The 25,282-nt window shown below is 71.9% G+C and carries 21 protein-coding genes; 14 read left to right on the forward strand and 7 right to left on the reverse strand.

All coding sequences use genetic code 11. From position 1 onward, the window contains the following. Positions 1–71 precede the first annotated feature (71 nt). Positions 72–749 (reverse strand): Crp/Fnr family transcriptional regulator, encoded by a 678-nt coding sequence (locus tag ACWEFB_RS20280; protein WP_326561599.1) that lies wholly within the window; start codon positions 747–749, stop codon positions 72–74. Positions 750–1,076: 327 nt separating this feature from the next. Here ACWEFB_RS20280 and ACWEFB_RS20285 point away from each other — a divergent pair, with 327 nt between their 5' ends. From ACWEFB_RS20285 to ACWEFB_RS20305, 5 genes are all read left to right on the forward strand, one after another. Further along, on the forward strand, positions 1,077–2,273 hold the full coding sequence (locus tag ACWEFB_RS20285; RefSeq protein WP_452287467.1) for a CapA family protein: 1,197 nt from the start codon (positions 1,077–1,079) through the stop codon (positions 2,271–2,273). A gap of 61 nt (positions 2,274–2,334) precedes the next feature. Continuing rightward, a complete protein-coding gene (gene nth, locus ACWEFB_RS20290; protein WP_442792080.1) occupies positions 2,335–3,147 on the forward strand; it encodes an endonuclease III in 813 nt (270 codons plus the stop codon). Further along, entirely contained in the window at positions 3,144–3,746 is a 603-nt protein-coding gene (locus tag ACWEFB_RS20295) for a TlpA family protein disulfide reductase (protein WP_452287469.1), read from the forward strand. Before nth ends, ACWEFB_RS20295 begins: the two co-directional genes overlap by 4 nt. Further along, entirely contained in the window at positions 3,743–4,462 is a 720-nt protein-coding gene (locus ACWEFB_RS20300) for an NUDIX hydrolase (protein WP_452287471.1), read from the forward strand. Before ACWEFB_RS20295 ends, ACWEFB_RS20300 begins: the two co-directional genes overlap by 4 nt. Before the next feature lie 72 nt (positions 4,463–4,534). Then, the gene (locus ACWEFB_RS20305) at positions 4,535–5,713 is read left to right on the forward strand and encodes a MarP family serine protease (RefSeq protein WP_452287473.1); all 1,179 of its coding nucleotides are present in this window, start codon (positions 4,535–4,537) and stop codon (positions 5,711–5,713) included. A gap of 23 nt (positions 5,714–5,736) precedes the next feature. On the opposite strand, the gene ACWEFB_RS20310 is transcribed toward ACWEFB_RS20305, so the two are convergent. The 3 genes from ACWEFB_RS20310 to eccCa all read right to left on the reverse strand — a co-directional run bounded on the left by ACWEFB_RS20310 (position 5,737) and on the right by eccCa (position 11,831). Next, positions 5,737–6,276 carry a GNAT family N-acetyltransferase gene (locus tag ACWEFB_RS20310; RefSeq protein WP_452287475.1) on the reverse strand — a complete coding sequence of 180 codons (540 nt, stop codon included), beginning with the start codon at positions 6,274–6,276 and terminating at the stop codon, positions 5,737–5,739. Positions 6,277–6,312: 36 nt separating this feature from the next. Continuing rightward, positions 6,313–7,668, reverse strand: a complete 1,356-nt coding sequence (gene mycP / locus ACWEFB_RS20315) for a type VII secretion-associated serine protease mycosin (RefSeq protein WP_452287741.1) — start codon at positions 7,666–7,668, stop codon at positions 6,313–6,315. A 152-nt stretch (positions 7,669–7,820) separates the two neighbouring features. Next, positions 7,821–11,831 carry a type VII secretion protein EccCa gene (eccCa, locus tag ACWEFB_RS20320; RefSeq protein ID WP_452287477.1) on the reverse strand — a complete coding sequence of 1,337 codons (4,011 nt, stop codon included), beginning with the start codon at positions 11,829–11,831 and terminating at the stop codon, positions 7,821–7,823. A gap of 125 nt (positions 11,832–11,956) precedes the next feature. Between eccCa and eccD the strand changes: the two genes are divergently transcribed. Next, a complete protein-coding gene (eccD, locus tag ACWEFB_RS20325; RefSeq protein ID WP_452287479.1) occupies positions 11,957–13,384 on the forward strand; it encodes a type VII secretion integral membrane protein EccD in 1,428 nt (475 codons plus the stop codon). A gap of 54 nt (positions 13,385–13,438) precedes the next feature. Here the strand turns inward: eccD and ACWEFB_RS20330 are convergent, their stop codons facing one another. Then, on the reverse strand, positions 13,439–13,948 hold the full coding sequence (locus ACWEFB_RS20330) for an inorganic diphosphatase (protein ID WP_326561590.1): 510 nt from the start codon (positions 13,946–13,948) through the stop codon (positions 13,439–13,441). Positions 13,949–14,185: 237 nt separating this feature from the next. Continuing rightward, complete coding sequence (locus ACWEFB_RS20335) at positions 14,186–14,431, reverse strand: hypothetical protein (protein WP_452287481.1); 246 nt, start codon at positions 14,429–14,431, stop codon at positions 14,186–14,188. Positions 14,432–14,519: 88 nt separating this feature from the next. Here ACWEFB_RS20335 and dacB point away from each other — a divergent pair, with 88 nt between their 5' ends. The 4 genes from dacB to ACWEFB_RS20355 all read left to right on the forward strand — a co-directional run bounded on the left by dacB (position 14,520) and on the right by ACWEFB_RS20355 (position 19,972). Then, a complete protein-coding gene (dacB, locus tag ACWEFB_RS20340; protein ID WP_452287483.1) occupies positions 14,520–16,142 on the forward strand; it encodes a D-alanyl-D-alanine carboxypeptidase/D-alanyl-D-alanine endopeptidase in 1,623 nt (540 codons plus the stop codon). A gap of 94 nt (positions 16,143–16,236) precedes the next feature. Then, a complete protein-coding gene (locus ACWEFB_RS20345) occupies positions 16,237–17,307 on the forward strand; it encodes a zinc-dependent metalloprotease (RefSeq protein ID WP_452287485.1) in 1,071 nt (356 codons plus the stop codon). Between the two features lie 10 nt (positions 17,308–17,317). Further along, positions 17,318–18,310, forward strand: a complete 993-nt coding sequence (gene tilS, locus ACWEFB_RS20350) for a tRNA lysidine(34) synthetase TilS (RefSeq protein ID WP_452287487.1) — start codon at positions 17,318–17,320, stop codon at positions 18,308–18,310. A 9-nt stretch (positions 18,311–18,319) separates the two neighbouring features. Continuing rightward, positions 18,320–19,972, forward strand: coding sequence for a gamma-glutamyltransferase family protein (locus ACWEFB_RS20355; RefSeq protein ID WP_452287489.1), 1,653 nt, complete (start codon positions 18,320–18,322; stop codon positions 19,970–19,972). Between the two features lie 65 nt (positions 19,973–20,037). Here ACWEFB_RS20355 and ACWEFB_RS20360 read toward each other — a convergent pair whose 3' ends face one another. Then, entirely contained in the window at positions 20,038–20,991 is a 954-nt protein-coding gene (locus ACWEFB_RS20360; RefSeq protein WP_326561586.1) for a GlxA family transcriptional regulator, read from the reverse strand. A 152-nt stretch (positions 20,992–21,143) separates the two neighbouring features. On the opposite strand from ACWEFB_RS20360, the gene ACWEFB_RS20365 reads away from it, so the two are divergent. From ACWEFB_RS20365 to folE, 4 genes are all read left to right on the forward strand, one after another. Then, complete coding sequence (locus ACWEFB_RS20365) at positions 21,144–21,287, forward strand: hypothetical protein (protein WP_326561585.1); 144 nt, start codon at positions 21,144–21,146, stop codon at positions 21,285–21,287. Between the two features lie 98 nt (positions 21,288–21,385). Further along, positions 21,386–21,961: a hypoxanthine phosphoribosyltransferase gene (gene hpt, locus ACWEFB_RS20370; RefSeq protein ID WP_452287492.1), complete on the forward strand. Its 576-nt coding sequence runs from the start codon at positions 21,386–21,388 to the stop codon at positions 21,959–21,961. A gap of 486 nt (positions 21,962–22,447) precedes the next feature. Further along, positions 22,448–24,472, forward strand: coding sequence for an ATP-dependent zinc metalloprotease FtsH (gene ftsH, locus ACWEFB_RS20375; RefSeq protein WP_363593832.1), 2,025 nt, complete (start codon positions 22,448–22,450; stop codon positions 24,470–24,472). Between the two features lie 29 nt (positions 24,473–24,501). Next, complete coding sequence (folE, locus tag ACWEFB_RS20380; protein WP_326563068.1) at positions 24,502–25,170, forward strand: GTP cyclohydrolase I FolE; 669 nt, start codon at positions 24,502–24,504, stop codon at positions 25,168–25,170. Positions 25,171–25,282: the final 112 nt, after the last annotated feature.

The raw sequence follows: 25,282 nt of genomic DNA on the forward strand, positions 1-25,282 counted from the left end.
CCGGCATCAGTGGGCGGACAGCAGAAAGCGGGGACTGCCGGTCGGCGGTCCCCGCTTTTGTGCCCTGTTACTCAGACGCGGGCGCGTCGGGCGAGACGCTCCGGGTCGAGGATGATGATGCTCTTGCCGTCGAGCCGCAGCCACCCACGCGAGGCGAAGTCGGCCAACGCCTTGTTCACCGTCTCCCGGGAGGCGCCGACGAGCTGGGCGATCTCCTCCTGGGTCAGGTCGTGGGTGACCCGCAGGACGCCGCCGTCACGGGTGCCGAAGCGGCCCGCCATCTGCAGCAGGTTCTTCGCCACCCGGCCCGGTACGTCCGTGAAGATCAGGTCGGCCAGGGAGTCGTTCGTCCGGCGCAGCCTGCGGGCGAGCACCCGGAGCAACTGCTCGGCGATCTCCGGCCGGTTGTTGAGCCACGGCCGCAACGCCTGCTTGCGCAACCGGACCAACCGGGTGTCGGTGACCGCGGTTGCGGTGGCCGTACGCGGACCCGGGTCGAAGAGCGACAGCTCCCCGACCATGTCCGACGGACCCATCACGGCGATCAGATTCTGTCGGCCGTCGGCGGCGCGTCGACCAACCTTGATCTTGCCGGTGAGTAGGATATAGAGGCTGTCACCGGGTTCGCCCTCGTTAAAGACGATTTCGCCCTTGCGGACGTCGATCGTCTCCATCTCCTTGGCGAGCGCCTCGGCCGCTTCCGGGTCTACGCCCTGGAAGATCCCGCTGCGGGCCAGTACCTCGTCCATCGCGCACCTCCGACTGCGCGCACCTCCGTCGGCCGGGTCCGCCGGCCGATGATCCGTCGCGCGCCGCCAAGTCTAAGCGCACGTCAACGGGATCCGGGGGTGCACCCCTGGAAACTTGATCCGGCACGGTAACCCGTCCGACCATGACAGCGGCTATCATCCGCGCGCCAGGCGGTCGCGTCCACCCGACCCCGCAGACCACCCCCGATCGAGCAGGTCAACACCGGTGAATCGGGGACATTGCGGCCTTTCTGGACGCGGTGACCGGTTTTCCCGAACCGAACGGCCGACATCGCCAGGTGAACGGGTTATGTAGCGTCGCGAGCGATGTACGAGAGCAGCCAATCTCCGCCCCGCCCGGACCGCCGACGTCGCGGCCCGGGTCGACTCGTCCTCGTGATCGGGGCGGTCGTGGCCCTCCTGCTCGGTGTCGGGCTGGCCGGGGTGGCCGCCACGCGCCTGCTCGGCGACGACCCGGACCAGTCCCAGTGGCAGGCCGAGCCGACCGGCGACGGCGGCACGCCCGGCCCGGAGTCGCCGAGCGCCGCCCCGACGACGGCACAGGTCATCTCGCTCTCGGCGACCGGTGACATCGTGATGGGCAACGCTCCGGCGCGGCTGCCCGCCAACGGCGGCAAGGGGTTCTTCGACTCGGTCAAGCCGGCACTCGCCGCCGACCTGGTGATGGGGAACCTGGAGGAGCCGATAACGGACGACACCGGCACCTCCAAGTGCGGCGCCGGCTCCACCCAGTGCCACCAGTTCCGGGTCCCCCCGTCGTACGCGGCACACCTCAAGGAAGCCGGGTTCGGGCTGCTGAACCAGGCCAACAACCACGGGTACGACTACGGCGCCGCCGGCTACCGCAACACCCAGAAGCACCTCGAGGAGCAGGGACTGGCGAACACCGGGGCCCCGGACCAGATCACCGTGGTCGACGTCAAGGGGGTCAAGGTCGCGGTTGTCGGGTTCTCGTCGTATCCGTGGAACAACAGCCTGGTCGACATCCCCGCCGCCGCAGGAGTGATCAAGAAGGCGACCACCCAGGCCGACCTGGTGGTGGTGCAGGTGCACATGGGCGGCGAGGGCACCGACAAGATCCACGTCAAGCCGGGCACCGAGATGTTCCTCGGCGAGAACCGGGGCGACCCGGTCAAGTTCTCCCACGCCATGATCGACGCCGGTGCCGACCTGATCGTCGGACACGGGCCGCACGTGCTGCGCGGGATGGAGTTCTACCAGGGCCGGCTGATCGCGTACAGCCTGGGCAACTTCGCCGGGGGTGCCGGGGCGCTGAACAACAGCGGCCGGCTCGGCTGGGGCGGGGTGCTCAAGGTGTCCCTCGCGGCCGACGGGAGCTGGTCCGGGGGCGAGTTCGTCTCGACGTACATGAACAGCGCGGGCAAGCCGACCCTGGACACGCAGAAGCGGGGACTCAAGGCGGTCCAGGAGCTGTCCGGCGCCGACTTCGACAACTCCGCCGCGAAACTCGACGCGGCCGGGAAGATCAGTCCGCCGGCCTGACCGGCAGGACCGGCGCGGAGGTCAGTCAGCGGTCGCAACGGTAGGACCGGCCGGGAGGTCGGTGGGCCGACGTAGGCTGACCGACGTGAGCCGTACCCCTGCCCCCGCCGCCGAGACCGACCTCGGCCGCAAGCGAAGGGCTCGCCGGATCGGCCGGGTGCTGACCGAGACGCACCCGGACGCCCACTGCGAGCTGGACCACGACGGCCCGCTGCAACTCGCCGTGGCCACCATCCTGTCCGCCCAGTGCACCGACAAGAAGGTCAACGAGGTCACGCCCAAACTCTTCGCCCGCTACCACGACGCCGCCGACTTCGCCGGCGCGGACCGGGCCGAGATGGAGGAGCTGATCCGGCCGACCGGCTTCTTCCGGAACAAGACCACCTCGTTGATCAACCTGGGGCGGACCCTGGTCGAGCAGTACGACGGCCGGGTGCCCGGCAAGCTCGTCGACCTGGTGAAGCTGCCCGGAATCGGGCGCAAGACGGCGAACGTCATCCTCGGCAACGCCTTCGACGTACCGGGCATCACCGTCGACACCCACTTCCAGCGGCTGATGCACCGGTGGAAGCTGACCACCGAAACCGACCCGGTCAAGATCGAACACGCGGTCGGTGCGCTCTACGAGAAGCGCGACTGGACCATGCTCTCGCACCGGGTGATCTTCCACGGCCGCCGGGTCTGCCACGCCCGTACGCCCGCCTGCGGCGCCTGCACACTCGCCCCGCTCTGCCCCTCGTACGGCCTCGGCCCGACCGAGCCCGAAGCCGCCGCCAAGCTGCTCAAGGGGCCACGGGCCCGCGAACTCGCGATCGCGGCCGGGATCGACCCGGTCCTGGTCCCGGCCACGGCGGTGGCCGCGGAGGCACCGTGAGGCGTCCGCTCGCCGGGCTGCTCCTGCCCCTGCTGCTGCTCGCGGTCGCCGCATGCGGCCGGTCCGACCCCGCACCCGAGCCGGAGCCCCCGGCACCGTTCGCCGACTGCGCGGCACTGACCACCGTCCCGAGCGCGGCCCCGGCCGACACCGGCGGGAGACCGGACGGGTCGACCAGGCCGCTGCCGGACGTCGGGCTGCCCTGCTTCACCGGCGGCGCCGAGGTGTCCCTGGCCGCCGTACGCGGACCCGCCGTGGTCAACCTCTGGGCCGCCTGGTGCCTGCCCTGCCGCAAGGAACTGCCCGCCTTCCAGCGGCTCGCCGAACGGGCCGGCGGCCAACTGCACGTCATCGGGGTGGACACCCGCGACGACCGGGACGACGCCCGCGACCTGGCCGGCGAACTCGGCCTCACCTTCCCCACCCTGTTCGACCCCGGCGAGAAGCTCCGCAGCGGGGTCGCCGCCCCCGGCCTGCCGGCCACCGTGTTCGTTGACGCGCAGGGGCGGATCCGGCACCTGGACGTCACCGGCGCACTCGACGACAACAAGCTCGCCGCCCTGGTCGAGCAGCACCTCGGGGTGGTGGTCCCGGCATGAGCGCACAACTTCCCCCGTGGTGCGAGCCACTGGTCAGCCGGGTACGCACCGCCCGTACCGAGGACTTCACCCGACTCCGTACGCCCACCAGCGGCGGTCGACCCAGCGCCGTACTGGTGCTGCTCGGCGAGGACTCGGCGTACGGGCCGGACGTCCTCGTGCTCCAGCGGGCGGCGACCATGCGTACCCACGCCGGTCAGGCGGCCTTCCCCGGTGGTGCCGCCGACCCCGGTGACGCCGACGCGGCGGCGACCGCCCTGCGCGAGGCGGAGGAGGAGGTCGGCCTCGACCCGGCGACCGTGACCGTGCTGGCGCAACTCCCACCGCTCTGGATCCCGGTGAGCGACTTCGTGGTCACCCCGATCCTCGGCTGGTGGCACCGGCCGCATCCGGTGCACGCGCGGGAGCCGGAGGAGGTCGCCCACGTCGCCCGGCTGCCGATCGCCGAACTGGTCGACCCCGCCAACCGGCTACGGGTCCGCCACCCGAGCGGTTGGGTCGGTCCCGCCTTCCAGGTCCGGGGGATGCTCGTCTGGGGCTTTACCGCCGGAGTGCTCGACGCCCTGCTCGGGATGGGTGGCTGGAACCGACCGTGGCCGCAGGACCGGGTGGTGGAACTCCCACCCGTACGCACCACCCCGGCCCCGTACGCGGGCAACGACGGGGAACTGGCCGAGCCCGGTTCGGGGAGCGGGAAGGTCATCCCCGGGCGCTGATTCCGGGCGCTTATTCCGATTCTGTGTGAGCGGCCTGTCATCTGGAGTGCCCCGTCCCCGTACGCTGGGGTCGTGTCGGTGGTGGATGCGGTCCTCATCCTGCTCATGCTGGTGTTTGCGATCACCGGCTACCGGCAGGGCTTTTTCGTCGGAGGGCTCTCCCTCGCCGGCTTTTTTGTCGGTCTGCTGATCGGGCTGCAACTCGGCCCGCTGCTCGCGGAGCAGTTCACCGGCGAGGCGATGCGCATCCTGGTCGCGCTGATAACGATCTTCGGTCTGGCGGTGCTCGGCCAGACCCTCTCCGGCTGGGTCGGTTCGCACCTGCGGCACGCGATCAGGAGCCAGGCAGGCCGCAAGGCCGACGACATCGGCGGGGCCTTCGTGTCGCTGTTCGCGGTGCTGCTGGCCGCCTGGCTGGTGGCGGTACCGCTCGGGTCCTCGTCACTGCCCTGGCTGGCCAGCGCCGTACGCAACAGTGCGCTGATCAACGTGGTCGACCGGGTACTGCCGGCCCAGGCGCAGGCCCTGTCGGACCAGCTCCGGGAGACAGTCGACACCGACGGCTTCCCGGACCCGTTCGGCAGGCTGGCACCGACCCGTGCCCGCGACGTGTCGCCGCCCGATCCGGCGCTGGCCGGTTCCCAGGTGGTGGTGAACGGGAAGCGGTCGGTGGTGAAGGTGCTCGGCTCCGCGCCGGCCTGCTCCCGCCGGATCGAGGGCTCCGGGTTCGTCTACGCCGAGGACCGGGTGATGACCAACGCGCACGTGGTCGCCGGAACCCGGTCGGTCTCGGTGGAGTTGGACGGCGACCGGCACAACGGGCGGGTGGTCGTCTACGACCCGGAACGGGACCTGGCGGTGATCTACGTGCCGGGGCTCTCGGCGCCGGTGATGCCGTTCGCCGCCAAGCAGGCGCCGAGCGAGGCCGACGCGATCGTGCTCGGCTTTCCGCTGGACGGTCCGTACAACGCGCAGTCGGCGCGGGTCCGGGACGTCAGCAAGATCACCGGACCGAACATCTACGACTCCGGGGACGTGACCCGCGAGATCTACACGATCCGGGCGTTGGTCCGCAGCGGCAACTCCGGCGGGCCGCTGGTGGCACCGAACGGCCAGGTGCTCGGCGTGATCTTCGCGGCGGCGGCGGACGACCCGAACACCGGGTTCGCGGTCACCGCCAACGAGGCCAGGTCGACCGCGACCGCCGGGACCGAGCGGACCCGCTCGACCGACACCGGCGCCTGCACCTGACCGACCGGCGGGCCGCGCCTCACCTACCCGTGCGAGGCGCGTTGCTTGCGGTAGAGGACCTGGCGGCGCAGCGGGCCCGGTTCGGAGTCCGGGTCGTCGAAGTCCTCCGCCGGGTCGGTGGTCATCCCGAGCCGGCGCATCACCGCCTGGGAGCGCAGGTTCGTCCTGGTGGTGATGGCGAGGATCTCCGGCAGGCCGACCGTGTCGAAGCCGTACGCCAGGGCGGCTCGGGCCGCCTCGGTGGCGTACCCGTGACCCCATGCCGTACGGGCCAGCCGCCACCCGGCCTCGACCCCGGTGAAGGTCATGTTCTCGTCCACCGGATCCAGGCCGGTGAACCCGATGAACTCCCCGGTCGACCGGACCTGCACCGCCCAGAAACCGAAGCCGTTGCGGTCCAGGTCGTGCTGGAAGCTCTCGATCGAGGCGGCGGCCTCGTGGGCGGTGAGCACCGGCCCGAGATGTTCCCGTACCTCGGGGTCGGCGTTCATCGCCGCCCACGGCGCCAGGTCGGACTTCCGCCAGTCGCGCAGGACCAGTCGCTCAGTGTCGATCTCCACCACGGGGCGAACAGTAGTCCCCGTACGGGCGGACCGGTGTCAGGATTGTCCTGACGATTTGTCGTCGTTGTGCGTACCGGCGGGCGGTGGCGGTGGTGGTGCGGTCACCCGGTCCCACGGCCGGCGCAACCGCCACGACCGGTTCCGTACGGCGTGCGCGAACTGGGCCCGGTTCACCAGCAGCACACTGCCGGTGAGTACGACCAACAGGACCACCGTGCCGGTCCAGACCCCCCGCTGCCCGGCGGAACCCTCCAGGCCACCGGCCGGTCGGGCCGACCAGCGCATCCGGTCACCCGGCGGGCCGACCTTGAGCGCATCCGTCTGCTGGCTGCCCGACCCGCTCGCGGCGTTCACGCCGGGAGCCGGACCGAAGCCGGCCTCACCGGGGGACAGGTTGTCGTCGAGCGGGTTGCGGGCCACCGGCCCGACCGGGTTCGACAGCGCGGCGAGCGGATTGACCAGACCGAAGCCGAACCGGTCGTCCCGCCCGGCGGGGCCGAGGTCGCGGGCGGTCTGCACCAGCCGGTTCACCACGTCGGCCGCGGACATCTGTGGCCACTTGGACCGGACCAGCGCCGCCGAGGCGGTCACCAGCGGGGCCGCGAAGCTGGTGCCCTGCACCCGCCAGTAGCCACCGTCGCGACCGGCGCCGAGCAGACCGGTCGCCGGGGCGGTCAGTACGGTCTGCGGCCCGCTGATCGAACCCGACCAGAGCCCGTCGGTGTCACGTTCCATGCCGGACACGGCCACCACACCCGGCTCCCGGGCCGGGTACCAGACGTCGGTCGACGTCGACACACCCCGGTTGCCGGTGCAGGCGACGACAACCACGTCCCGGACGAACGCGTAGTCGAGCGCGGCGGCGAGCGCCGGACTGTTCCCGGCACCACCGAGCGACAGGTTCACCACCCGTGCGCCGTTGTCCACCGCCCAGCGCAGACCCTTCGCCACGATCATCGCGTCGTCGTAGCGGTTCTGCGCGTCGAGCACCCGTACCGGAAGGATCCTGGCCTGCGGGGCGAGCCCGGCGACGCCGCGACTGTCGTCGTTGCGCCCGGCGATCAGCGCGGCCACCGTCGTCCCATGACCGACCGGGTCGGTGTGCCCGTCGCCGTCCGGCTGGACCAGGTCGAGCCCGGGCAGCACCTGACCGGCGAGATCCGGATGGGTGCCGTCCACCCCGGAATCGATCACCGCGACGGTGACGTCCTTACCGGTGGACACCTTCCACAGGGCCTTGGCGTCGAACTCCTCGAGCTGCCACTGCTCGTCCCGGACCGAGTCGGCCCGGATCGGCAGGGCCGCCGGCTGGGCGCGCAGCATCGTCTGCGGGGCCTGCGGCGCGGCCGTGGCCACCGCCGGCCCGGCGAGCGTCACCCCGATCCCGAGCATGGCGAGCAGCGCCGCCACGGCAGCCCGTGGCCCGGCACGCCCGTCTCGGTACACCAGCCCTGTCACAGCTTGGCCATTTCACCCCGGTGGACACGTGATGCACGGAGGTTACCCCTTTTCACTGTGGTGGCGGGGCGTTCGCGACGAATCGATCAGACCGGAGGCAGATGGGCGAGTTGGATCAGGCGTGTTCCCTCCTTGCGGGTCACCAGCCGACCCCGTCCGGGCGGCATCGGCGCCGGGCGTACCGCACCGACCAGGGCGCCCTCGTCCTTGTCGCCGGACATCACCAGACCGGGTGAGGAAAGCTCACGCAACCGCTGGATGATCGGCTCGTAGAGGGACCGGGAGGCGCCACCGGACCGCCTGGTCAGCACCAGGTGCAGGCCGATGTCCCGGGCCTGCGGCAGGAACTCCTCCAGCGGACGCAGCGGGTTCGCCGGACCGGTGGCGACCAGGTCGTAGTCGTCGACCAGGACGAACAGCTCCGGGCCGGTCCACCACGACCGGTCCTTGAGCTGCTGCGGGGTGACGTCCGGGCCGGGCAGGCGGCGCTGCATGTAACCCGCCGCCGACTCGATCAGCTCGACCGTGGCGGCAGCTGCGGTGCCGTACCCGATCAGGTGTTCGGTCTGGATCGTCCCGAGCAGGCTGCGCCGGTAGTCGACCAGGATCACCCGGGCCTGCTCCGGGGTGAACCGGCCGGTGATCGAGGTGGCCAGCGCCCGCAGGAACGACGACTTCCCGCACTCGGCGTCGCCGAAGAGCAGGAAGTGCGGCTCGCTCGCGAAATCGATCGAGACCGGCCGCAGGTCCGCCTCGGAGATGCCGATCGGCAGCCGCAGGCCGGACGTTCCGGACAGGTCCAACTCGGCGTACGGCAGCACCGGCGGCAACAGCCGTACGCGGGGAGCCGGCGCACCGGTCCACGAACTCGCCACCGCCTTGACCAGCGACGGAGTGTCCCCACCGAGACTGGACAGCCCCGGCAGAGCGGTCAGGAAGTGCAGGCTCTCGGCGGTGATCCCGCGTCCCGGCGTCTTCTCCGGCACGTTCGCCGCCGTACGCCGGGACACGATCGAGTCGGTCGGGTCACCGAGGCGCAGTTCGAGGCGGGAGCCGAACAGGTCCCGGATCGCCGGCCGGAAGTCCATCCAGCGCGGCGCGGCACCGACCACGTGTACGCCGTACGACAGGCCACGGGTGGCCAGGTCGGTGATCATCGGCTCCAGGTCGTCGTACTCCCCGCGCAGCGTCGGCCAACCGTCGACGACCAGGAACACGTCACCGAACGGATCGGTGCCCGGCCCGACGCCACCGGCCGCCCGGCGCTTGCGGTACGCCACCATCGAGTCCACCCCGAGGTCGGCGAAGCGCCGCTCCCGCTCGGCGAGCAGGGTCGAGATCTCGCCGATGGTGCGCCGTACGGCGGCGGTGTCGAGCCGGCCCGCCACCCCGCCGACGTGCGGCAGGTCGCGCAGCGCGGCCAGCGCGCCACCACCGAAGTCGAGGCAGTAGATCTGCACCTCGGCCGGGGTGTGGGTGAGCGCCAGCCCGCAGATCAGAGTCCGGAGCAGGGTCGACTTGCCGCTCTGCGGCCCACCGACCACGGCGACGTGCCCGGCGGCCGAGTCCAGCGCCAGCCAGAGCAGGTCCCGACGCTGCTCGAACGGCTTGTCGATCAGCGCCACCGGCACCTGGAGGCCACCGTGCAGTTCCGGGTTGCCGAAGGTCAGCCCGCGCGCCGGGTCGGTGACCACCGGGCCGAGCAGCTCGTCCAGGGCCGGGGCCTGGGCCAACGGGGGCAGCCACACCTGGTGGGCCGGCGGACCCTGGCCGACCAGCCGGGACACCATCACGTCGAGCAGGCTCTGCCCGGCCGGCACCTCCTCCGGCACCGGCTCGGCGGTGGTCACCGGGTCCGGCACCGGCACGAAGTGGGTCGAGTAGTTCAGCAGGCGCGGCGCACCGGACTGGCCGCCGCCGGCACCGCCGAGCCCGGCCCGGCGGAAGGAGCCGGAGACGTACGCGGCCTTGAACCGGACCAGTGGCTCGGTGCCGAACTTCAGGTAACCGTGCCCCGGTGAGCGGGGCAGCTCGTACGCGTCCGGGACACCGAGCACCGCCCGCGACTCCAGGGCGGAGAACGTACGCAACCCGATCCGGTACGACAGGTGCGTGTCCAGCCCCCGCAGCCGCCCCTCCTCCAGCCGCTGCGACGCCAGCAGCAGGTGTACGCCGAGCGACCGGCCCAACCGACCGATCTGGACGAAGAGGTCGATGAAGTCGGGCTTGGCGGAGAGCAGCTCGGAGAACTCGTCACAGATGATCAGCAGCGACGGGAGCGGGGCGAGCGCCGCACCACCGCCCCGGGCCTTCTCGTAGTCGCGGAGGCTGGCGAAGTTGCCGGCCCGGCGGAGCAGTTCCTGCCGGCGGATCAGCTCACCGTTGATCGCGTCCACCATCCGGTCGACCAGCGGCAGCTCGTCGGCCAGGTTGGTGATCACCGCGGCGGTGTGCGGCAGCCGGTCCAGGGAGGAGAAGGTCGCCCCGCCCTTGAAGTCGACCAGGACGAAGTTCAGCGCCTCGGACGAGTGCGTGGCGGCCAGCCCGAGCACGAGCGTACGCAGCAGCTCCGACTTGCCCGACCCGGTCGCGCCGATCAGCAGCCCGTGCGGGCCCATGCCGTCCTGCGCCGACTCCTTCAGGTCCAGCTCGATCGCCCCGCCGTCACCGGCCACCCCGATCGGCACCCGCAACCGGTCCCGGCCGGGGCGCGGCGCCCAGCCCTGCACGGTGGTGAAGTTGTCCGGGTCGCCGATGCCGAGCAACTCGGCCAGGCCCATCTCGGCGTTCAGCGGGGTGTCGGCGCCGCCCTTGCCGGCCGCCGCCAGCCGCAGCGGAGCGAGTCGTCGGGCGACCGCCTCGGCCTCGACCACGGTCAGCCGGTCGGGTGTGCCCACCTCGGCCTGCCCGTCCATCGTGTACGTGTTCAGCCGGCCGCCGCGTACCTCCAGGACCAGCATGGAGCGGTCCAGCAGCCGGGGCGGCGGGCTGTCCAGGTCGATGATCGTCACCGCGTCGATGCCACCGTCGCTGATCAACGCGGCGGCACCGGTCAGGTCACCCCCGTCGAGTACGACCACCACGTGCGGCCCGTCGGTCGCCGGACCCGCCGGGCTGAACCGGGATCGGTTGCCGAGCACGTCCTCCAGCAGTGATTCGAGTTCGGTGGCGGAGCTGGCGACCAGGCGTACCGGGCCGAGGGCGTCGGAGCGGTCCGGGTGCTGGGCGTGCGGCAGCCACTTCAGCCACTCCCAGAGCGGCCGGCGTTCCGGCCCGGCGCAGACCGCGATCAGCAGCTCGTCCGGGGCGTGGAAGACGGCGAGCTGGGTCAGCATCGCCCGGGCCAGGGCCTGCGGCCCCTCCGCCCCGGTGCCGGGGTCGGTCCGCCCCGTGTCGGTCCAGCCGAGTTCGGGACGACCGAGTTCGGTACGGGTCGCCTCGCCGCGCACGAAGACCCGGGCGAAGGCGCGCAGGGAGAGCGCCACCGGCAGGTCCGGCACCACCGCGTACGCGTCCAGGAACCGGCGCAGCGCACCGGCGGTCATCGGCTCCAGATCCTCCAGCGGCCGGGTGACCGGCGGGATCAGCGGGGTCGCCAGGGTCTGCGGGCCGACCGCGACCCGGACCACGCCGAAGTCCGGGTCGGCGGGCCGGCGTTCCCAGACCCGGTGACTGCCCACCGTGGACCAGAGTCGGGCCGGGTCGGGGTGCCGGTAGAACAGGCCGGCGCGCTGCTTGCCGGCGGTGTCCCGGACCCGCCGACGCAGGGTCGCCAGGTGCCGCAGGTACTCCCGGCGGGCCGCCATCATCTCGGCCTTCTTCGGGGTGCCGGACGCACTGCCCCACGAGGAGGCGAGCATGGCCAGCGACGACACGCCGAACATCGCACCGACCACGTAGGAGTAGGCGCCCCCGCCACGGCCGAACATCATCGCCATCGCGACCGACCCGCCGAGCATCGGCAGGACCATCATGAGCTGCTGCATCCGGCCACCGGCGGCGGCCGGGATCTCCGGTGGAGGGTCGACCGGCAGCTCACCGGTGGGGATGTCCGGTGCCGGCCGTCGGGGCGGCCGCTTGATGACGATCGTGCTCATGCCCCCGCCTCGCCGAGTCCGCTCATCCGATCTCCCCCTGACGCTCGGTCGACCAAGCCGGGCCCATGGTAGGTAAAGTGCGGTCGTCCGCGCAGCCGTGGCCGGCCGGTGATGGAGGAAAGTCGATGAGTAGCGGGCTCGCCCGGGTCACCATCAGCGCGCCCCAACGCCGGGTGGACGTCGCTCTGCCCGAACATCTCCCGCTCGCCGAACTGCTGCCCGAGGTGCTGCGACACGCCGGTGACGGGCTCGCCGACGACGGCGAACGCCACGGCGGTTGGGTGCTGCGGCGTACCGACGGGGCCGCGCTGCTCGCCGGCCAGGCACTGCTACCCCAGGGCGTACGCGACGGCGACGTCCTGCACCTCGTACCGGCCCGCGCCCAGTGGCCCGAGCTGGAGTACGACGACGTGGTCGAGGCGATCGCCGACGGGGCGAGGCGCCGGGGCGCGGCCTGGTCCGGGTCGGCCACCAGGGCGGCCAGCCTCGCCGGGGCGGGTGCCCTGCTCACGGTCGGACTGTTCGCCGTACTCGTCGGTGGGCCGGGGGCACGGGGTGCCTCGGTGGCCGCGCTCGGGATCGCCGTACTGCTCGCGCTCGCCGGGGTGGTGGCCTCCCGCGCGTACGGGGACGCACCGGCCGGGGCCGCGCTGGGCGGGTACGCCCTGCCGTACGCCTTCCTCGGCGGCGCCATGCTGATCGCCTCCGGGGATCCGGCCGGTGTGCTGGGCCCGGTGCATTGGCTCGGTGCGCCGGAGGCGTTGGCCGGGTCGGTGGCGGTGCTGCTGGTCGCCGTACTCGGGGCGGTCGGGGTGGCCGCGGGCCTGCGGGTCTTCGCGGCCGGTGCCACGGTCGGCCTGCTCGGTGCGCTGACCGCGCTCGGCGGGTTCGTGCTCAGCGCCGGTGGGGCCGCCGCGGTCCTGCTGTCGGTGCTGGTCTGCGGGATCGGGGTGCTGCCGCTGCTGGCGATCCGGTTCGGCAAACTGCCGATGCCGCCGATCACCCTCCCGGCCGGCACCGACGGCAGCGAGGGGTTCACCGCCGCCGGTGGTTCCCTCGAAGGGGCCCGCGAGCGGCCGGAACGCAACCGGGTCTTCGCCGCGGTGGCCCGTACGGAGGAACTGCTCACCGGTATGTTGATCGGTCACGCCGTGCTCGCCACGGTGGCGTCCGGGCTGCTCGTGGTCGCCGGTGGTTTCGCCGGCCGGCTGCTGGTCGCGGTCGCCGCGGCTGCGCTGCTGCTGCGCTCCCGGCTGTTCGTCACGTTCCGTCAGCGGCTGCCGCTGGTGGTCGCCGGCATCCTCGGCTTCGTGGTGCTCGGGTTGGCGCTGGTCACCCGTTCCGGCGCGGACGGTCTGCTGCTGCTGACCGGGGCGGGGCTGGTGCTCGCACTGGTGACCGTGGCCGCGGGTGCGACGTACGCGAACCGGGTTCCGTCGCCGTACCTCGGTCGGGCCGCCGACCTGGTCGACACCCTGATGGTGGTCTCGGTGGTGCCGGTGGCCTGCGCGGTCCTCGGTCTCTACGCCCAGGTACGCGGCCTGCTCGGCTGACCCACCGGCCTGCTTCCCGCCGGCCGGTCTCCGGCCGGCGGGTTCAGTACGTGATCAGTGCGGCAGGCCCTCGCCGCGCTCGACGGCCTCCTGCTGGCGCCGGTACGACGCCCGGATCTCCGCCTCCGCCTCGGTACGGCCGACCCAGGTCGCGCCCTCCACCGACTTGCCCGGCTCGAGGTCCTTGTAGACCTCGAAGAAGTGCTGGATCTCCAGCCGGTCGAACTCGCCGAGGTGGTGGATGTCGCGCAGGTGCTCCTGGCGCGGATCCTCGTAGGGCACGCAGAGGACCTTGTCGTCCCCGCCCTTCTCGTCCGTCATCCGGAACATGCCGATGGTCCGGCAGCGGATCAGGCAACCCGGGAAGGTCGGCTCGGGTACCAGGACCAGTGCGTCGAGCGGGTCGCCATCCTCACCGAGGGTGCCCTCGATGAAGCCGTAGTCCGCCGGGTACTGGGTCGAGGTGAAGAGGGTACGGTCCAGCCGGATCCGGCCGGTCGCGTGGTCGACCTCGTATTTGTTGCGGTGACCCTTCGGGATCTCAACCGTGACGTCGAAATCCATCTTCCACGCTCCCTCGTTCGCCGACGCTGGCTAACGGAATCCAGGCGGCGTGTACCGGAGGAGTGTTGTCCCACTCGCTCGATCCGGGCGCCGCTTAGTGTTCGGACGGAAGTAGTGTCACCTAGAGCCATTTACCGACTGGGAGGAGGGGCCGGTGGAGAGTGAAGATTCACACTCGGGGTGGGTGAACGAGCCACCGCCGGCCGGGCCCTCCTGGCCCGAGCAGCCATTACCCCATCATCCGCAAGCCGCCCAGGTGCCACCGGGTGGCCGGTCGGCACCGGGCCGGGCGAGTGTGCCGCCGCCCGCGCCGAGCCAGACCGGTCCGGCGCCGACGGGTCCGCAGCGCTCCGGTCCGCCACCGGCCGCCGGGTCGGCCCGACCGGTCCAGCCCGCCTCGCAGGGCCGGGCGGTCGTCCCGCCCGCCGCCGGGGCGACCGGCACCACGTACCCGTCGGCCCAGTACCCGACCGTGACGCCCACGCCGCCGCCCAACAGCGGTTCCGGCCGGGCGACCGTCCAGTCCGTGCCGCCGTCGGAAAACGGGTCCGGGCGGGCGAGCGTCCCGTCGATGAGGTCCCCGGAAGACGGTAAGTCCGGGCGGACGGCGGTTCCGCCGAACCTGCCCGCACCCCCCGCACCTCCGGCGGCCAATCCGCCGGACCCGGTCACGCCGCCGCCGGCCGGTCCGGCGCGACGCCGGACCGGGCTGCTCGTCGGGCTCACCGCCGTCGTCGCGGTGGCGCTCGCCGCAGCCGGGGTGGTGGTGGTCAAACCGGGGCCGGTGGCCGGCTGGATGGGCGGGGCGGAACCCACCCCGAGCATCGCCGCCGACCCGCCCGAGCCGCCGCCCGGTGCGGTGCTCGCCGCCGTCGGGAACGGTGCCCCCACCCCCACCCCGGACGGCCTCCGTACGGTGCTCGACCCGTTGGTCGGCGCCGACGTGCTGGGCCCCTCGGTGCACGTCGCCGTGCTCGACGTGGCCACCCGTGAGCTGCTCTACGGCCAGGGTCCGGAGACTCCGACCGTGCCCGCCTCCACCACCAAACTGATCACCGCGGCGACCGTGCTCTCGGCCCGTGGCCCGGCGTACCGGATCGCCACCCGGGTGGTGGCCGGGACGGCACCGGGCGAGGTGGTCCTGGTCGGCGGCGGTGACCCGACGCTCGCGATCAACGCCACCGGCATCTACCCCGGCGCGGGTCGGCTGGACCAGCTCGCGGCCCAGGTGAAACAGGCACTGGGTGGGGTCGCGCCGACCAAGGTCACCGTCGACTCGTCCCTGTTTCCGAAGCCGGTCTACGGTCCGGGCTGGGACGCCGACATCCCGACTGGTGGGTTCGCCGGTCCGATCACCGCGCTGATGACCGACGGCGGCCGGGTCGACCCCAAGGACAACGTCAAGGGCGCCGAGCGGTACGCCAACCCCGACATCGCCGCCGGACGTGCCCTGGCCAGGGCGCTCGGACTGCCGACGGCCGCGGTGAACGCGGTGGCCCGTGGCACCGCACCTCCGGACACGGCCGCCCCACCGGCCGGTTCCGAGGCCACCCCCGGCACCGACCAGGCCAGCCCCGGTACGGACCAGGCCAGCCCCGGTACGGGACCGGCTGGTCCGGGCACCGAACTGGGCCGGGTCGAGTCGCCGCCGATGGGGCGGCTGGTCGAGTTCATGTTGGCGGACAGCGACAACGTGGTCGCCGAGGCGCTGGCCCGGCAGGTGGCGTTGGCCCGTAACCAGCCGGCCTCGTTCGACGGTGCCGCTGCCGCGATGGACGCGGTGGTGGCCGAGTTGAAGCTCCCCGCCGACCAGAGCACGCTCAGCGACGGCAGCGGCCTGTCCCGGAACAACCGGATCAGTCCCGAGCTGCTCACCGACGTACTCGCGTTGGCCGCCGACGGGACCCGCCCCGAGCTGGCCGGCATCTTCGCCGGGCTGCCGGTGGCTGGCTGGTCCGGCACGCTCACCGAACGGTTCGAGGGCCAGGACGCGGGCGCCGCGATCGGGGTGGTACGGGCGAAGACCGGCACCCTGACCGGGGTGCACGCGATCGCCGGGGTGGTGACCACGGCACAGGGTCGGCTGCTCGCGTTCTCCGTACTGGCCGATCAGGTGCCGGTCGGGCTCGAACAGGCGCAGCCCCCGCTGGACCGGATCGCCGCCGCCCTCGCCTCCTGCGGCTGCGGTAGCTGACCGGCGGGGCACCGGGCCTCCATCCGCGTACGACAATCCGCCCATCCGCGTACGACAAGGGTGAGGTTGCGCGGGCGCGGGTACGGTGGGTGCCATGGCGCAGTTCGTGGACTGGGATCTGGCCGCCGCCACCGCGGGCGCGCTGGGAAAGTCGGGACCGAAGGTCTCGTACGACGAAGCCACCGAGGTCGTGGGCGACCTGCGGCAGCTTACCGACGAGGCGGCGGGGCACGTGGTCGCGTACACCGGGCTGCGGTCCCAGGTGGCGCACCCGCCGGTACGGGTGGTCGACCGCCGGGACTGGGCGGCGACCAACATCGCCGGCCTGCGTGAGGTGATCACTCCGCTGGTCACCCGGCTCTCCGGCGACAAGCAGCCCGGCGTGATCAGCGACGCGATCGGCTCCCGCCTCACCGGGGTGCAGGCCGGTACGGTGCTCGCCTACCTCTCCGGCCGGGTCCTCGGCCAGTACGAGGTCTTCTCCGCCGATCCGGGGCAGCTTCTCCTGGTCGCGCCGAACATCGTCGAGGTGGAACGGAAGCTGGAGGCGGAGCCCCGGGACTTCCGGCTCTGGGTCTGCCTGCACGAGGTGACCCACCGCACCCAGTTCACCGCCGTCCCGTGGATGCGGGGGCACTTCCTCGGCGAGGTCCAGGCCTTTGTCGACGCCTCCCAGGCCGGTGGTGAGCACTTCGCCGACCGGTTGCGTCGGGGGGTGGCGACGCTGGCCGACTCGGTCCGCAACCCGGACAGCCGGGCGAGCGTGCTGGACATCGTGCAGACGCCCGGCCAGCGGGCCGTCCTGGACCGGCTGACGGCGCTGATGACCCTGCTCGAAGGGCACGCGGAGTTCGTGATGGACGGGGTCGGCCCGGAGGTGATCCCGAGCGTCGAGCGGATCCGGTCCAAGTTCAACCGTCGCCGCGAGTCGGGCAACCCGGTGGAGAAGGCGATCCGCAAGCTGCTCGGGGTCGACGTGAAGATGCGCCAGTACGCCGAGGGACGCAAGTTCGTCCACGGCGTGGTGGACCGGGTCGGGATGGACGGCTTCAACCGGGTCTTCAGCTCACCGCTGACCCTGCCCCGGCTGGAGGAGCTGGCCGACCCGGACGCCTGGGTGGCCCGGGTGCACGGCTCGGTCGGCCGCTCGTCGGCCGCCGGCTGACCCGACCGCGATGGCCGCGCTCGCCCCGCCGGTCGCGGCCGTCCGGGCCGCGGTCCGTTCGGCCCTGACCGGGGTACGCCCACCCGGTCCGATCCTCGTCGCCTGCTCCGGTGGTGCCGACTCCCTCGCCCTCGCCGCCGCCACCGCCTTCGTCGCGCCCCGGCTGGGTCTGGCCGCCGGGCTGGTCACGGTCGACCACGGTCTTCAGGCAGGCTCGGCGGAACGTGCCCTGGAGGTGGCCGGATGGGCTACCGCGCAGGGGCTCGATCCGGTCGAGGTCGCCACGGTGGTGGTCGCCGGCCGCCCGGGTGGGCCGGAAGCCGCTGCCCGGCAGGCCCGGTACCAGGCGTTGGTCGAGGTTGCCCGGAGGCACGGGGCGGCGGCGGTGCTGCTCGGGCACACCAGGGACGACCAGGCCGAAACGGTCCTGCTCGCGCTCGCTCGTGGTGCCGGCCCGCACGGCCTGTCCGGGATGCCGGTACGCCGGGAACTCGACGGCGTGCCGCTGCTCCGGCCGCTGTTGGACGTCGACCGGGACCAGACCCGCAAGGCGTGTGCCGCGCTCGGGCTGAGCCCGTGGGAGGACCCGCACAACACCGACCCCGTTTACGCCCGTGCCCGCGTACGGGCGGATCTGATGCCGGCCCTGGTCGCCACGCTCGGTACGGGTGTGGTGGCGAACCTCGCCAGGACAGCGCGGCTGATCGCCGAGGACACCGCCGTACTGGACGGGTTGGCAGCCGAAGCCCTCGTTGCGGCGCGTACGGATCCCGAGAACCCGGCACGGTTGGCGGTGCCGGAGCTGGTCGGGCTGCCGGGCGCGGTGCGTACGCGGGTGCTGCACCGGTGGGCGCTGGAGCTCGGCGTACCGGCGGCGGCGCTGTCGGCCCGGCACGTGGCCGCCCTCGACGCGCTGCTCACCGACTGGCACGGGCAGGGGCCGGTACACCTGCCCGGGGCAATAACGGTGGCCCGACGCGGTGACGCTCTGAACAGGGGGTAGACAGGGGGCATGGCACATCCCCGTCAACCTCTCTTCGCGCCGCACGGTGCGGTCGCCACCAGCCAGCCCCTTGCCGCCGCGGCCGGGCTGGCCGTACTCCGCAAGGGCGGCACCGCGGTCGACGCCGCGCTGGCCACCGCGATCGCCCTGACCGTGGTCCAACCCGGTTCCAACGACATCGGCGGCGACCTGTTCGCCATCGTCTGGGACGGTGAGCGGCTGCACGGCCTGAACGCCTCCGGGCGTTCACCGTCCGCCCTGACCCTGGACGCGGTGCTGGCCGCGACCGGTGGCCGGGGAGCGGAGCCGGTGGACGCGCTCGGCGGGGCCCAGGGCTCCGGTCCGGGGATGCCGGCCCGGGGTTGGTTGCCGGTGACGGTGCCGGGTGCCCCGGCGGGGTGGCGGGACCTGCACGACCGGTTCGGGGTGCTGCCCTTCGCCGACCTGTTCGCCGACGCGATCGGGTACGCCGAGCAGGGCTACCCGGTGTCCCCGAACGTGGCCGCCGGCTGGGCCCGGTCGGTCGAGGTGCAGGCCGGGCTGACCGGTCCGGAGTTCGAGGAGTGGTCGCGGGTCTTCACCGTCGACGGCGGGCGGGCGCCCCGGCCGGGTGAGCGGTGGCGCAACCCGGACGCGGCGCGGACCCTGCGTCGGATCGCCGCGACCAATGCGGACGCGTTCTACCGGGGTGAGATCGCCCAGGCCCTGGCCGAGTACGCGGCCCGGACCGGTGGCCTGCTCACCGCCGACGACCTGGCCGGGCACTCGTCGACCTGGGTCCAGCCGATCCGGGCCGACTACCGGGGGCACGAGGTCTGGGAGCTGCCGCCGAACGGGCAGGGTGTGGCGGCGCTGCTGGCGCTGAACATCCTCGACGGGGTGGACCTGGCCGGGATGTCGCTGGCCGACCGGCTGCACTGGCAGATCGAGGCGATGAAGCTCGGCTTCGCCGACGCGCACGCGTACGTGGCCGACCCGGAGAAGGTGTCCGTACCGACCGAGGAACTGCTCAGCCCCGAGTACGCGGCCACCCGCCGGGCGCTGATCGGCGACCGCGCCGGTACGCCGGAGCCGGGCAGTCCGGGGCGGGGCGGCACGGTCTACCTGTGCACCGCCGACTCGGGCGGGACGATGGTGAGCCTGATCCAGTCCAACTACCTGGCCTTCGGCTCGCACGTGGTGCTGCCCGGCTTCGGGTTCGGGTTGCAGAACCGGGGCACCGGGTTCAGCCTCGACCCGGCGCACCCGAACGTGGTGGCGCCGAACAAGCGGCCGTACCACACGATCATCCCGGGTTTCCTGACCCGTGGCGGTGCTCCGGTCGGCCCGTTCGGGGTGATGGGTGGGCACATGCAGCCGCAGGGGCACCTGCAACTGGTGTCGCACACGGTGGACGACGGCCTGGATCCGCAGGCGGCGCTGAACGCGCCCCGCTGGTACTGGCACACCGACCGGTCGGTGCTGGTCGAGCCGGACCTGCTCACGCTCCGGTCCGGGCCGATGGCGATCGGGGAGTTGCGTCAGCGGGGTCACGCCCTGGCGGTCGCGGACGACGACGACTCCCCGCCGTTCGGCTACGGCCAGGCGATCTGGCGGCTGCCGGAGGGCGGTTACGTCGCCGGTTCCGATCCCCGCGCCGACGGTTGCGCGGTCGTCTACTGACCGGGTCGTCCTGACGCCTGTGCGTGGCGCGGGTCAGGTCCGCCGCTGTGCTGGGCGCTCCGACCTCAGACCCGTTCCCGGAACAGGGTGCGGTACGCGTGCGGGGTGGTGCCGACCCGGCGGGTGAAGTGGTGGCGCAGCGTTGCGGCGTCGCCGAACCCGGCTCGGGTCGCCACCGCCTCAACGCCGAGTTCGGTCTCCTCCAGGAGCCGCCGGGCGAGCAGGATCCGCTGGTTGGTGAGCCAGTCGTGCGGGGTGGTGCCGGTCTCGGCCCGGAACCGCCGGGCGAACGTACGCGGTGCCATGTGGGAGCGGGCGGCCAACTCGTCCACGGTCAGGTTCTGGTCGAGGTGGCTCACCAGCCAGCCGAGCACCGGTTCGAGGGTGGGCGCGTCCGGCGTACGCGGGATCGGTGCCTCGATGTACTGGGACTGGCCGCCGTCGCGGTGCGGGGGTACGACCATCCGCCGGGCGAGTTTGGTGGCGATGGCGGAGCCGTGTTCCTGGCGTACCAGGTGCAGGCAGGCGTCGATACCGGCGGCGGTCCCGGCACCGGTGAGCAGGTTGCCGTCCTGGACGTAGAGCTCGTCGCACCGGACCCGGGCCAAGGGGTGGCGTTCGGCGAGCTGGTCGGCGTACTTCCAGTGGGTGGTGCACTCGCGGCCGTCGAGCAGCCCGGCCGCACCGAGGACGAAGGCGCCGGAGCAGACGCTGAGCACGTACGCCCCGCGCCGGTGTGCCCGCCGCAGCGCCTCCAGTACGGGCTCCGGAAAGCCAGCGCTGTCCCCGTACGCCGGGACGGCGACCAGGTCGGCGTCCTCGGTCGGGGTGAGGTCGGAGTGGGGCACCACGTCGAACCCGGAGCGGCTGCGTACCGGCTTCCCGTCGACGGAGCAGACGTCGAAGCGGTAGGTGGGGAAGCCGTCGGCGCTCCGGTCGGTGCCGAACACCTCACAGAGCACGCCCAGTTCGAACGCGGCCACCGGGTCGAGGGCGATCACCGCGACTTTGCTCAGCATGTGGTGAGGGTAACCCGGAGGGTGGCAGAAAATCGAGGCTGTCTGTCATTTCTGCCACTGTCCGGGTGTTCGCGCCGGGCGGAAACTGAACAGGACGTCCGGTGCGCACCGGCGGCGAACCAACCGAGACTCTCCGAAAGGTCCACGCCGCCATGGAAATCCTCGTCCCACTGTTCCTGTTGGTCATCGCCCTCGCCTCGGTGTTCGGGCTGACCGCCGACACCCACGAGTCCCGCGAGTGGGCGCCCCGGGAGCCGGCCGACGCCGGCCTCGGGTGGCGTTCCCGCCCCTACTGACCGGTCTGTCCGATGCGCCGGATCCCCGCCGGGGTGGTCACGTCACGAACTGGCCGCCCCGGCGGCAGGCCGTTACCGGCGTACGGCAGGCTAGGTGCATGGCTGATGGCTCCTGGTACGACGCCGACATCGACCACGTGATCATCACCGAGGAGCAGATCCGCGAGAAGACCGAGGAACTGGCCAAGCAGATCGCGGCCGACTACTCCTCGGTGACCGACGGGCTGCTGCTGGTGTGCGTGTTGAAGGGTGCGGTCATGTTCATGGCCGACTTCGCGCGGGCGCTGGGTCGGCACGGCCCCCCGGCCGAGCTGGAGTTCATGGCCGTCTCCTCGTACGGCCAGGGCACCACCTCCTCCGGCGTGGTCCGCATCCTGAAGGACCTGGACCGGGACATCGCCGGTCGGCACGTCATGGTGGTCGAGGACATCGTCGACTCGGGGCTGACCCTCTCCTGGCTGCTGCGCTACCTCGAGTCCCGCTCGGCGGCGAGCGTCGAGGTGGTCGCCCTGTTCCGCAAGCCGGACGCGATCAAGGTCACGGTCCCGGTGAAGTACGTCGGCTTCGACATCCCGAGCGAGTTCGTCGTCGGGTACGGCCTCGACTTCGGTGAGCGCTACCGGGAGCTGCCCTTCGTCGGGGTGCTCAAGCCCGAGGTCTACGCCCGCGCCTGATCCGGGCGCTCCGCCGGCCCGATCGAGACCGGTTTGCCCCGCTCTCAGGAGGCCCCGGGGCCCGATCCTGGGCATTGGCGTAAGGAAATATCGAGCGGACGTACAGCGCGCTCTCAGTATCACCGGCTACGGTATGCGTGGTGGCGCGGATGCATTTCCGCGCCGGGTCTTTCCGCCCTGTTAGACCGGACAGGTCGGGAACCGGGCGCGAATCCGCCGTCACGCTGGCACGACGGGCGAGCCGCGGGCGTCCCCGGAGGGTTTCCTCCAGCGCTCACGGAGCGGCACCGGATCGCGACTGCGGGGCTCGCAAGCTCACTCCTCGCGGTCACGGTGTACCGTCGAATCACCCCGGCGAGATATTCGCGTCGAGGTCGAGGCCGGCCCGCAAGGCGGCCCCGGCCGCCGCTACCGCGGCGACAAGCCAAGCCAGACGGTCAGGACGTCGATCAGGAGGGTCCGGGCGCCGCGGCGCTCGACAACAGTATGGAACGTACGCGTTTCTTCCGCCGCCCGGTGGTCTGGATCATCCTGGTGATCATCGGTGCGATCGCGCTCAGCTCGTTCTTCACCGGCGGCCCGAGCTACCACAAGGTCGACACCTCAGTCGCCCTTGATCAGCTCCACACGGCCAGTATCAAGAAGGCGGTGTTCCAGGACAAGGAGCAGACGCTCCAGCTCGACCTGGCCAACAAGGCCAAGTTCGGCGACACCGAAACCGACCGCATCCAGGCCCAGTTCCCGGCCGAGGTCGGCGACGAGGTGTGGAACGACGTGCTCGCGGCCAAGGCGGCGAACCGGATCACCGGTCCGGCCGACGTCAAGGTCTCCAGCGACAACGTCTTCCTCACGCTGCTGGTCAACCTGCTGCCCATTGCCGTACTGGTCATCCTGCTGCTGCTGTTCATGTCGCAGATGCAGGGCGGCGGTTCCCGGGTGCTCAACTTCGGCAAGTCCAAGGCGAAGGTGATCACCAAGGACACGCCGAAGACCACCTTCGCCGATGTCGCCGGTTCCGAAGAAGCTGTCGAGGAACTGCACGAGATCAAGGATTTCCTGCAGAACCCGGCGAAATACCAGGCGCTCGGCGCCAAGATCCCCAAGGGCGTACTCCTCTTCGGCCCGCCCGGTACCGGCAAGACGCTGCTCGCTCGGGCGGTCGCCGGTGAGGCGGGAGTGCCGTTCTACTCGATTTCCGGTTCCGACTTCGTCGAGATGTTCGTCGGCGTCGGCGCGAGCCGCGTGCGTGACCTGTTCGAACAGGCCAAGTCGAACGCACCGGCGATCGTCTTCGTGGACGAGATCGACGCCGTCGGCCGGCACCGGGGCGCGGGCATGGGTGGTGGCCACGACGAACGTGAGCAGACCCTCAACCAGCTCCTGGTCGAGATGGACGGCTTCGACACCAAGGGCGGCGTGATCCTGATCGCCGCGACCAACCGGCCGGACATCCTCGACCCGGCGCTGCTGCGCCCGGGCCGGTTCGACCGGCAGATCGCGGTCGACACCCCGGACATGGAGGGCCGCAAGGCCATCCTGCGGGTGCACGCCAAGGGCAAGCCGTTCTCGCCCGACGTCGACCTCGACGCGGTCGCCCGGCGTACCCCCGGCTTCACCGGTGCCGACCTGGCCAACGTCATCAACGAGTCGGCCCTGCTGACCGCCCGTGGCAACCTGCGCGCGATCACCAACGACCAGCTCGAAGAGTCGATCGACCGGGTCATCGCCGGCCCGCAGCGGCGTACCCGGGTGATGAGCGACCAGGAGAAGAAGATCACCGCGTACCACGAGGGTGGGCACGCGCTGGTCGCCTGGGCGCTGCCGCACTCGGCGCCGGTGCACAAGGTGACGATCCTGTCCCGGGGACGCTCGCTCGGCCACACCCTGGTGCTGCCGACCGAGGACAAGTACACCCAGACCCGGGCCGAGATGGTCGACACGCTGGCGTACGCGCTGGGCGGTCGGGCGGCTGAGGAACTGGTGTTCCACGAGCCGACCACGGGTGCCGGCAACGACATCGAGAAGGCCACCGCACTGGCCCGCGCGATGATCACCCAGTACGGCATGAGTTCCAAGCTCGGTGCGATCAAGTACGGCACCACCGGTGACGAACCGTTCCTCGGCCGCAACATGGGCCACGAGCGGGACTACTCCGACTCGGTTGCCGCCGAGATCGACGGCGAGATGCGGGCACTGGTCGAGCTGGCGCACGACGAGGCCTGGGAGATCCTGGTCGAGTACCGGGACGTCCTGGACAACCTCGTGCTCGAGCTGATGGAGAAGGAAACTCTCTCCACCGCCGACATGGCCCGGATCTGCGCCCGGGTGGTCAAGCGCCCGCCGCTGGCCCCGTACAACGGGTTCGGCAAGCGTCAGCCGTCGACCGAGCCGCCGGTGCTGACCCCGGCCGAGAAGGACAAGCTCAAGGCGCAGGCCGAGGCCGACGGCGCCGAGGCGACCGTGGGCGGCGGTGGCACGACGCCCCCGCCGAACTCGGACGGCCCGCACTGAGCAGTGACATCGCCGGCCCGGTGGACGAGGTGCACGACGCCTCGTCCACCGAGCCCGATGGCGACGACACCCTCGACTACCTCGCTGCCCGGCTGGTAGACGGCAAGCTGACCGGGACACCGGTGGAGCAGGCGGTCGACCTGGCCCGGATCGAGAAGGCCGTACGCGAGATCCTCATCGCGGTCGGCGAGGATCCCGACCGGGACGGGCTGGTGAAGACCCCCGCCCGGGTCGCGCGGGCGTACGCGGAACTCTTCGCCGGCCTGCGGGTCGACCCGGCCCAGGTGCTCCGTACCACCTTCGAGGCCAACCACAGCGAGCTGGTGCTGGTCCGCGACATCGACGTGATGAGCCTCTGCGAGCACCACCTGCTGCCGTTCCGGGGGCTGGCCCACATCGGCTACATCCCCGGCGCGAGCGGCCGGATCACCGGGCTGTCCAAGCTCGCCCGGCTGGTCGAGGTCTTCGCCCGGCGCCCGCAGGTGCAGGAACGGTTGACGACCCAGATCGCCGACCTGCTCACCGAGAAGCTGCAACCGCGCGGTGTGGTCGTGGTGCTCGAGTGCGAGCACATGTGCATGGCGATGCGGGGCATCCAGAAGTCCGGCGCCAAGACCATCACCTCGGCCGTACGGGGCTCGCTCCAGCGGGACTCGAAGTCACGCGCCGAGGCGATGGCCCTGATCATGCACTCCTAGCCGGAGCCGAACAGGGCGTACGCCCCGGCCCCCAGGCAGCTCACGAGCACCAGCACCGCCAGCGCGAACGGCCCGTACACCACCAGCCCGTGCACCCAGGTCCGGCGCCGGT

This window comes from Micromonospora sp. NPDC004704 (assembly GCF_053601675.1).

Bases quoted from the DNA above. Each gene is read 5' to 3' on its own strand.
- ACWEFB_RS20280 (WP_326561599.1), bottom strand. From the start codon at position 749: ATGGACGAGGTACTGGCCCGCAGCGGGATCTTCCAGGGCGTAGACCCG.
- ACWEFB_RS20285 (WP_452287467.1), top strand. From the start codon at position 1,077: ATGTACGAGAGCAGCCAATCTCCGCCCCGCCCGGACCGCCGACGTCGC.
- ACWEFB_RS20300 (WP_452287471.1), top strand. From the start codon at position 3,743: ATGAGCGCACAACTTCCCCCGTGGTGCGAGCCACTGGTCAGCCGGGTA.
- mycP (WP_452287741.1), bottom strand. From the start codon at position 7,668: ATGCTCGGGATCGGGGTGACGCTCGCCGGGCCGGCGGTGGCCACGGCC.
- eccCa (WP_452287477.1), bottom strand. From the start codon at position 11,831: ATGAGCACGATCGTCATCAAGCGGCCGCCCCGACGGCCGGCACCGGAC.
- eccD (WP_452287479.1), top strand. From the start codon at position 11,957: ATGAGTAGCGGGCTCGCCCGGGTCACCATCAGCGCGCCCCAACGCCGG.
- ACWEFB_RS20330 (WP_326561590.1), bottom strand. From the start codon at position 13,948: ATGGATTTCGACGTCACGGTTGAGATCCCGAAGGGTCACCGCAACAAA.
- dacB (WP_452287483.1), top strand. From the start codon at position 14,520: ATGAGGTCCCCGGAAGACGGTAAGTCCGGGCGGACGGCGGTTCCGCCG.
- ACWEFB_RS20345 (WP_452287485.1), top strand. From the start codon at position 16,237: ATGGCGCAGTTCGTGGACTGGGATCTGGCCGCCGCCACCGCGGGCGCG.
- tilS (WP_452287487.1), top strand. From the start codon at position 17,318: ATGGCCGCGCTCGCCCCGCCGGTCGCGGCCGTCCGGGCCGCGGTCCGT.
- ACWEFB_RS20355 (WP_452287489.1), top strand. From the start codon at position 18,320: ATGGCACATCCCCGTCAACCTCTCTTCGCGCCGCACGGTGCGGTCGCC.
- ACWEFB_RS20360 (WP_326561586.1), bottom strand. From the start codon at position 20,991: ATGCTGAGCAAAGTCGCGGTGATCGCCCTCGACCCGGTGGCCGCGTTC.
- ACWEFB_RS20365 (WP_326561585.1), top strand. From the start codon at position 21,144: ATGGAAATCCTCGTCCCACTGTTCCTGTTGGTCATCGCCCTCGCCTCG.
- hpt (WP_452287492.1), top strand. From the start codon at position 21,386: ATGGCTGATGGCTCCTGGTACGACGCCGACATCGACCACGTGATCATC.
- ftsH (WP_363593832.1), top strand. From the start codon at position 22,448: ATGGAACGTACGCGTTTCTTCCGCCGCCCGGTGGTCTGGATCATCCTG.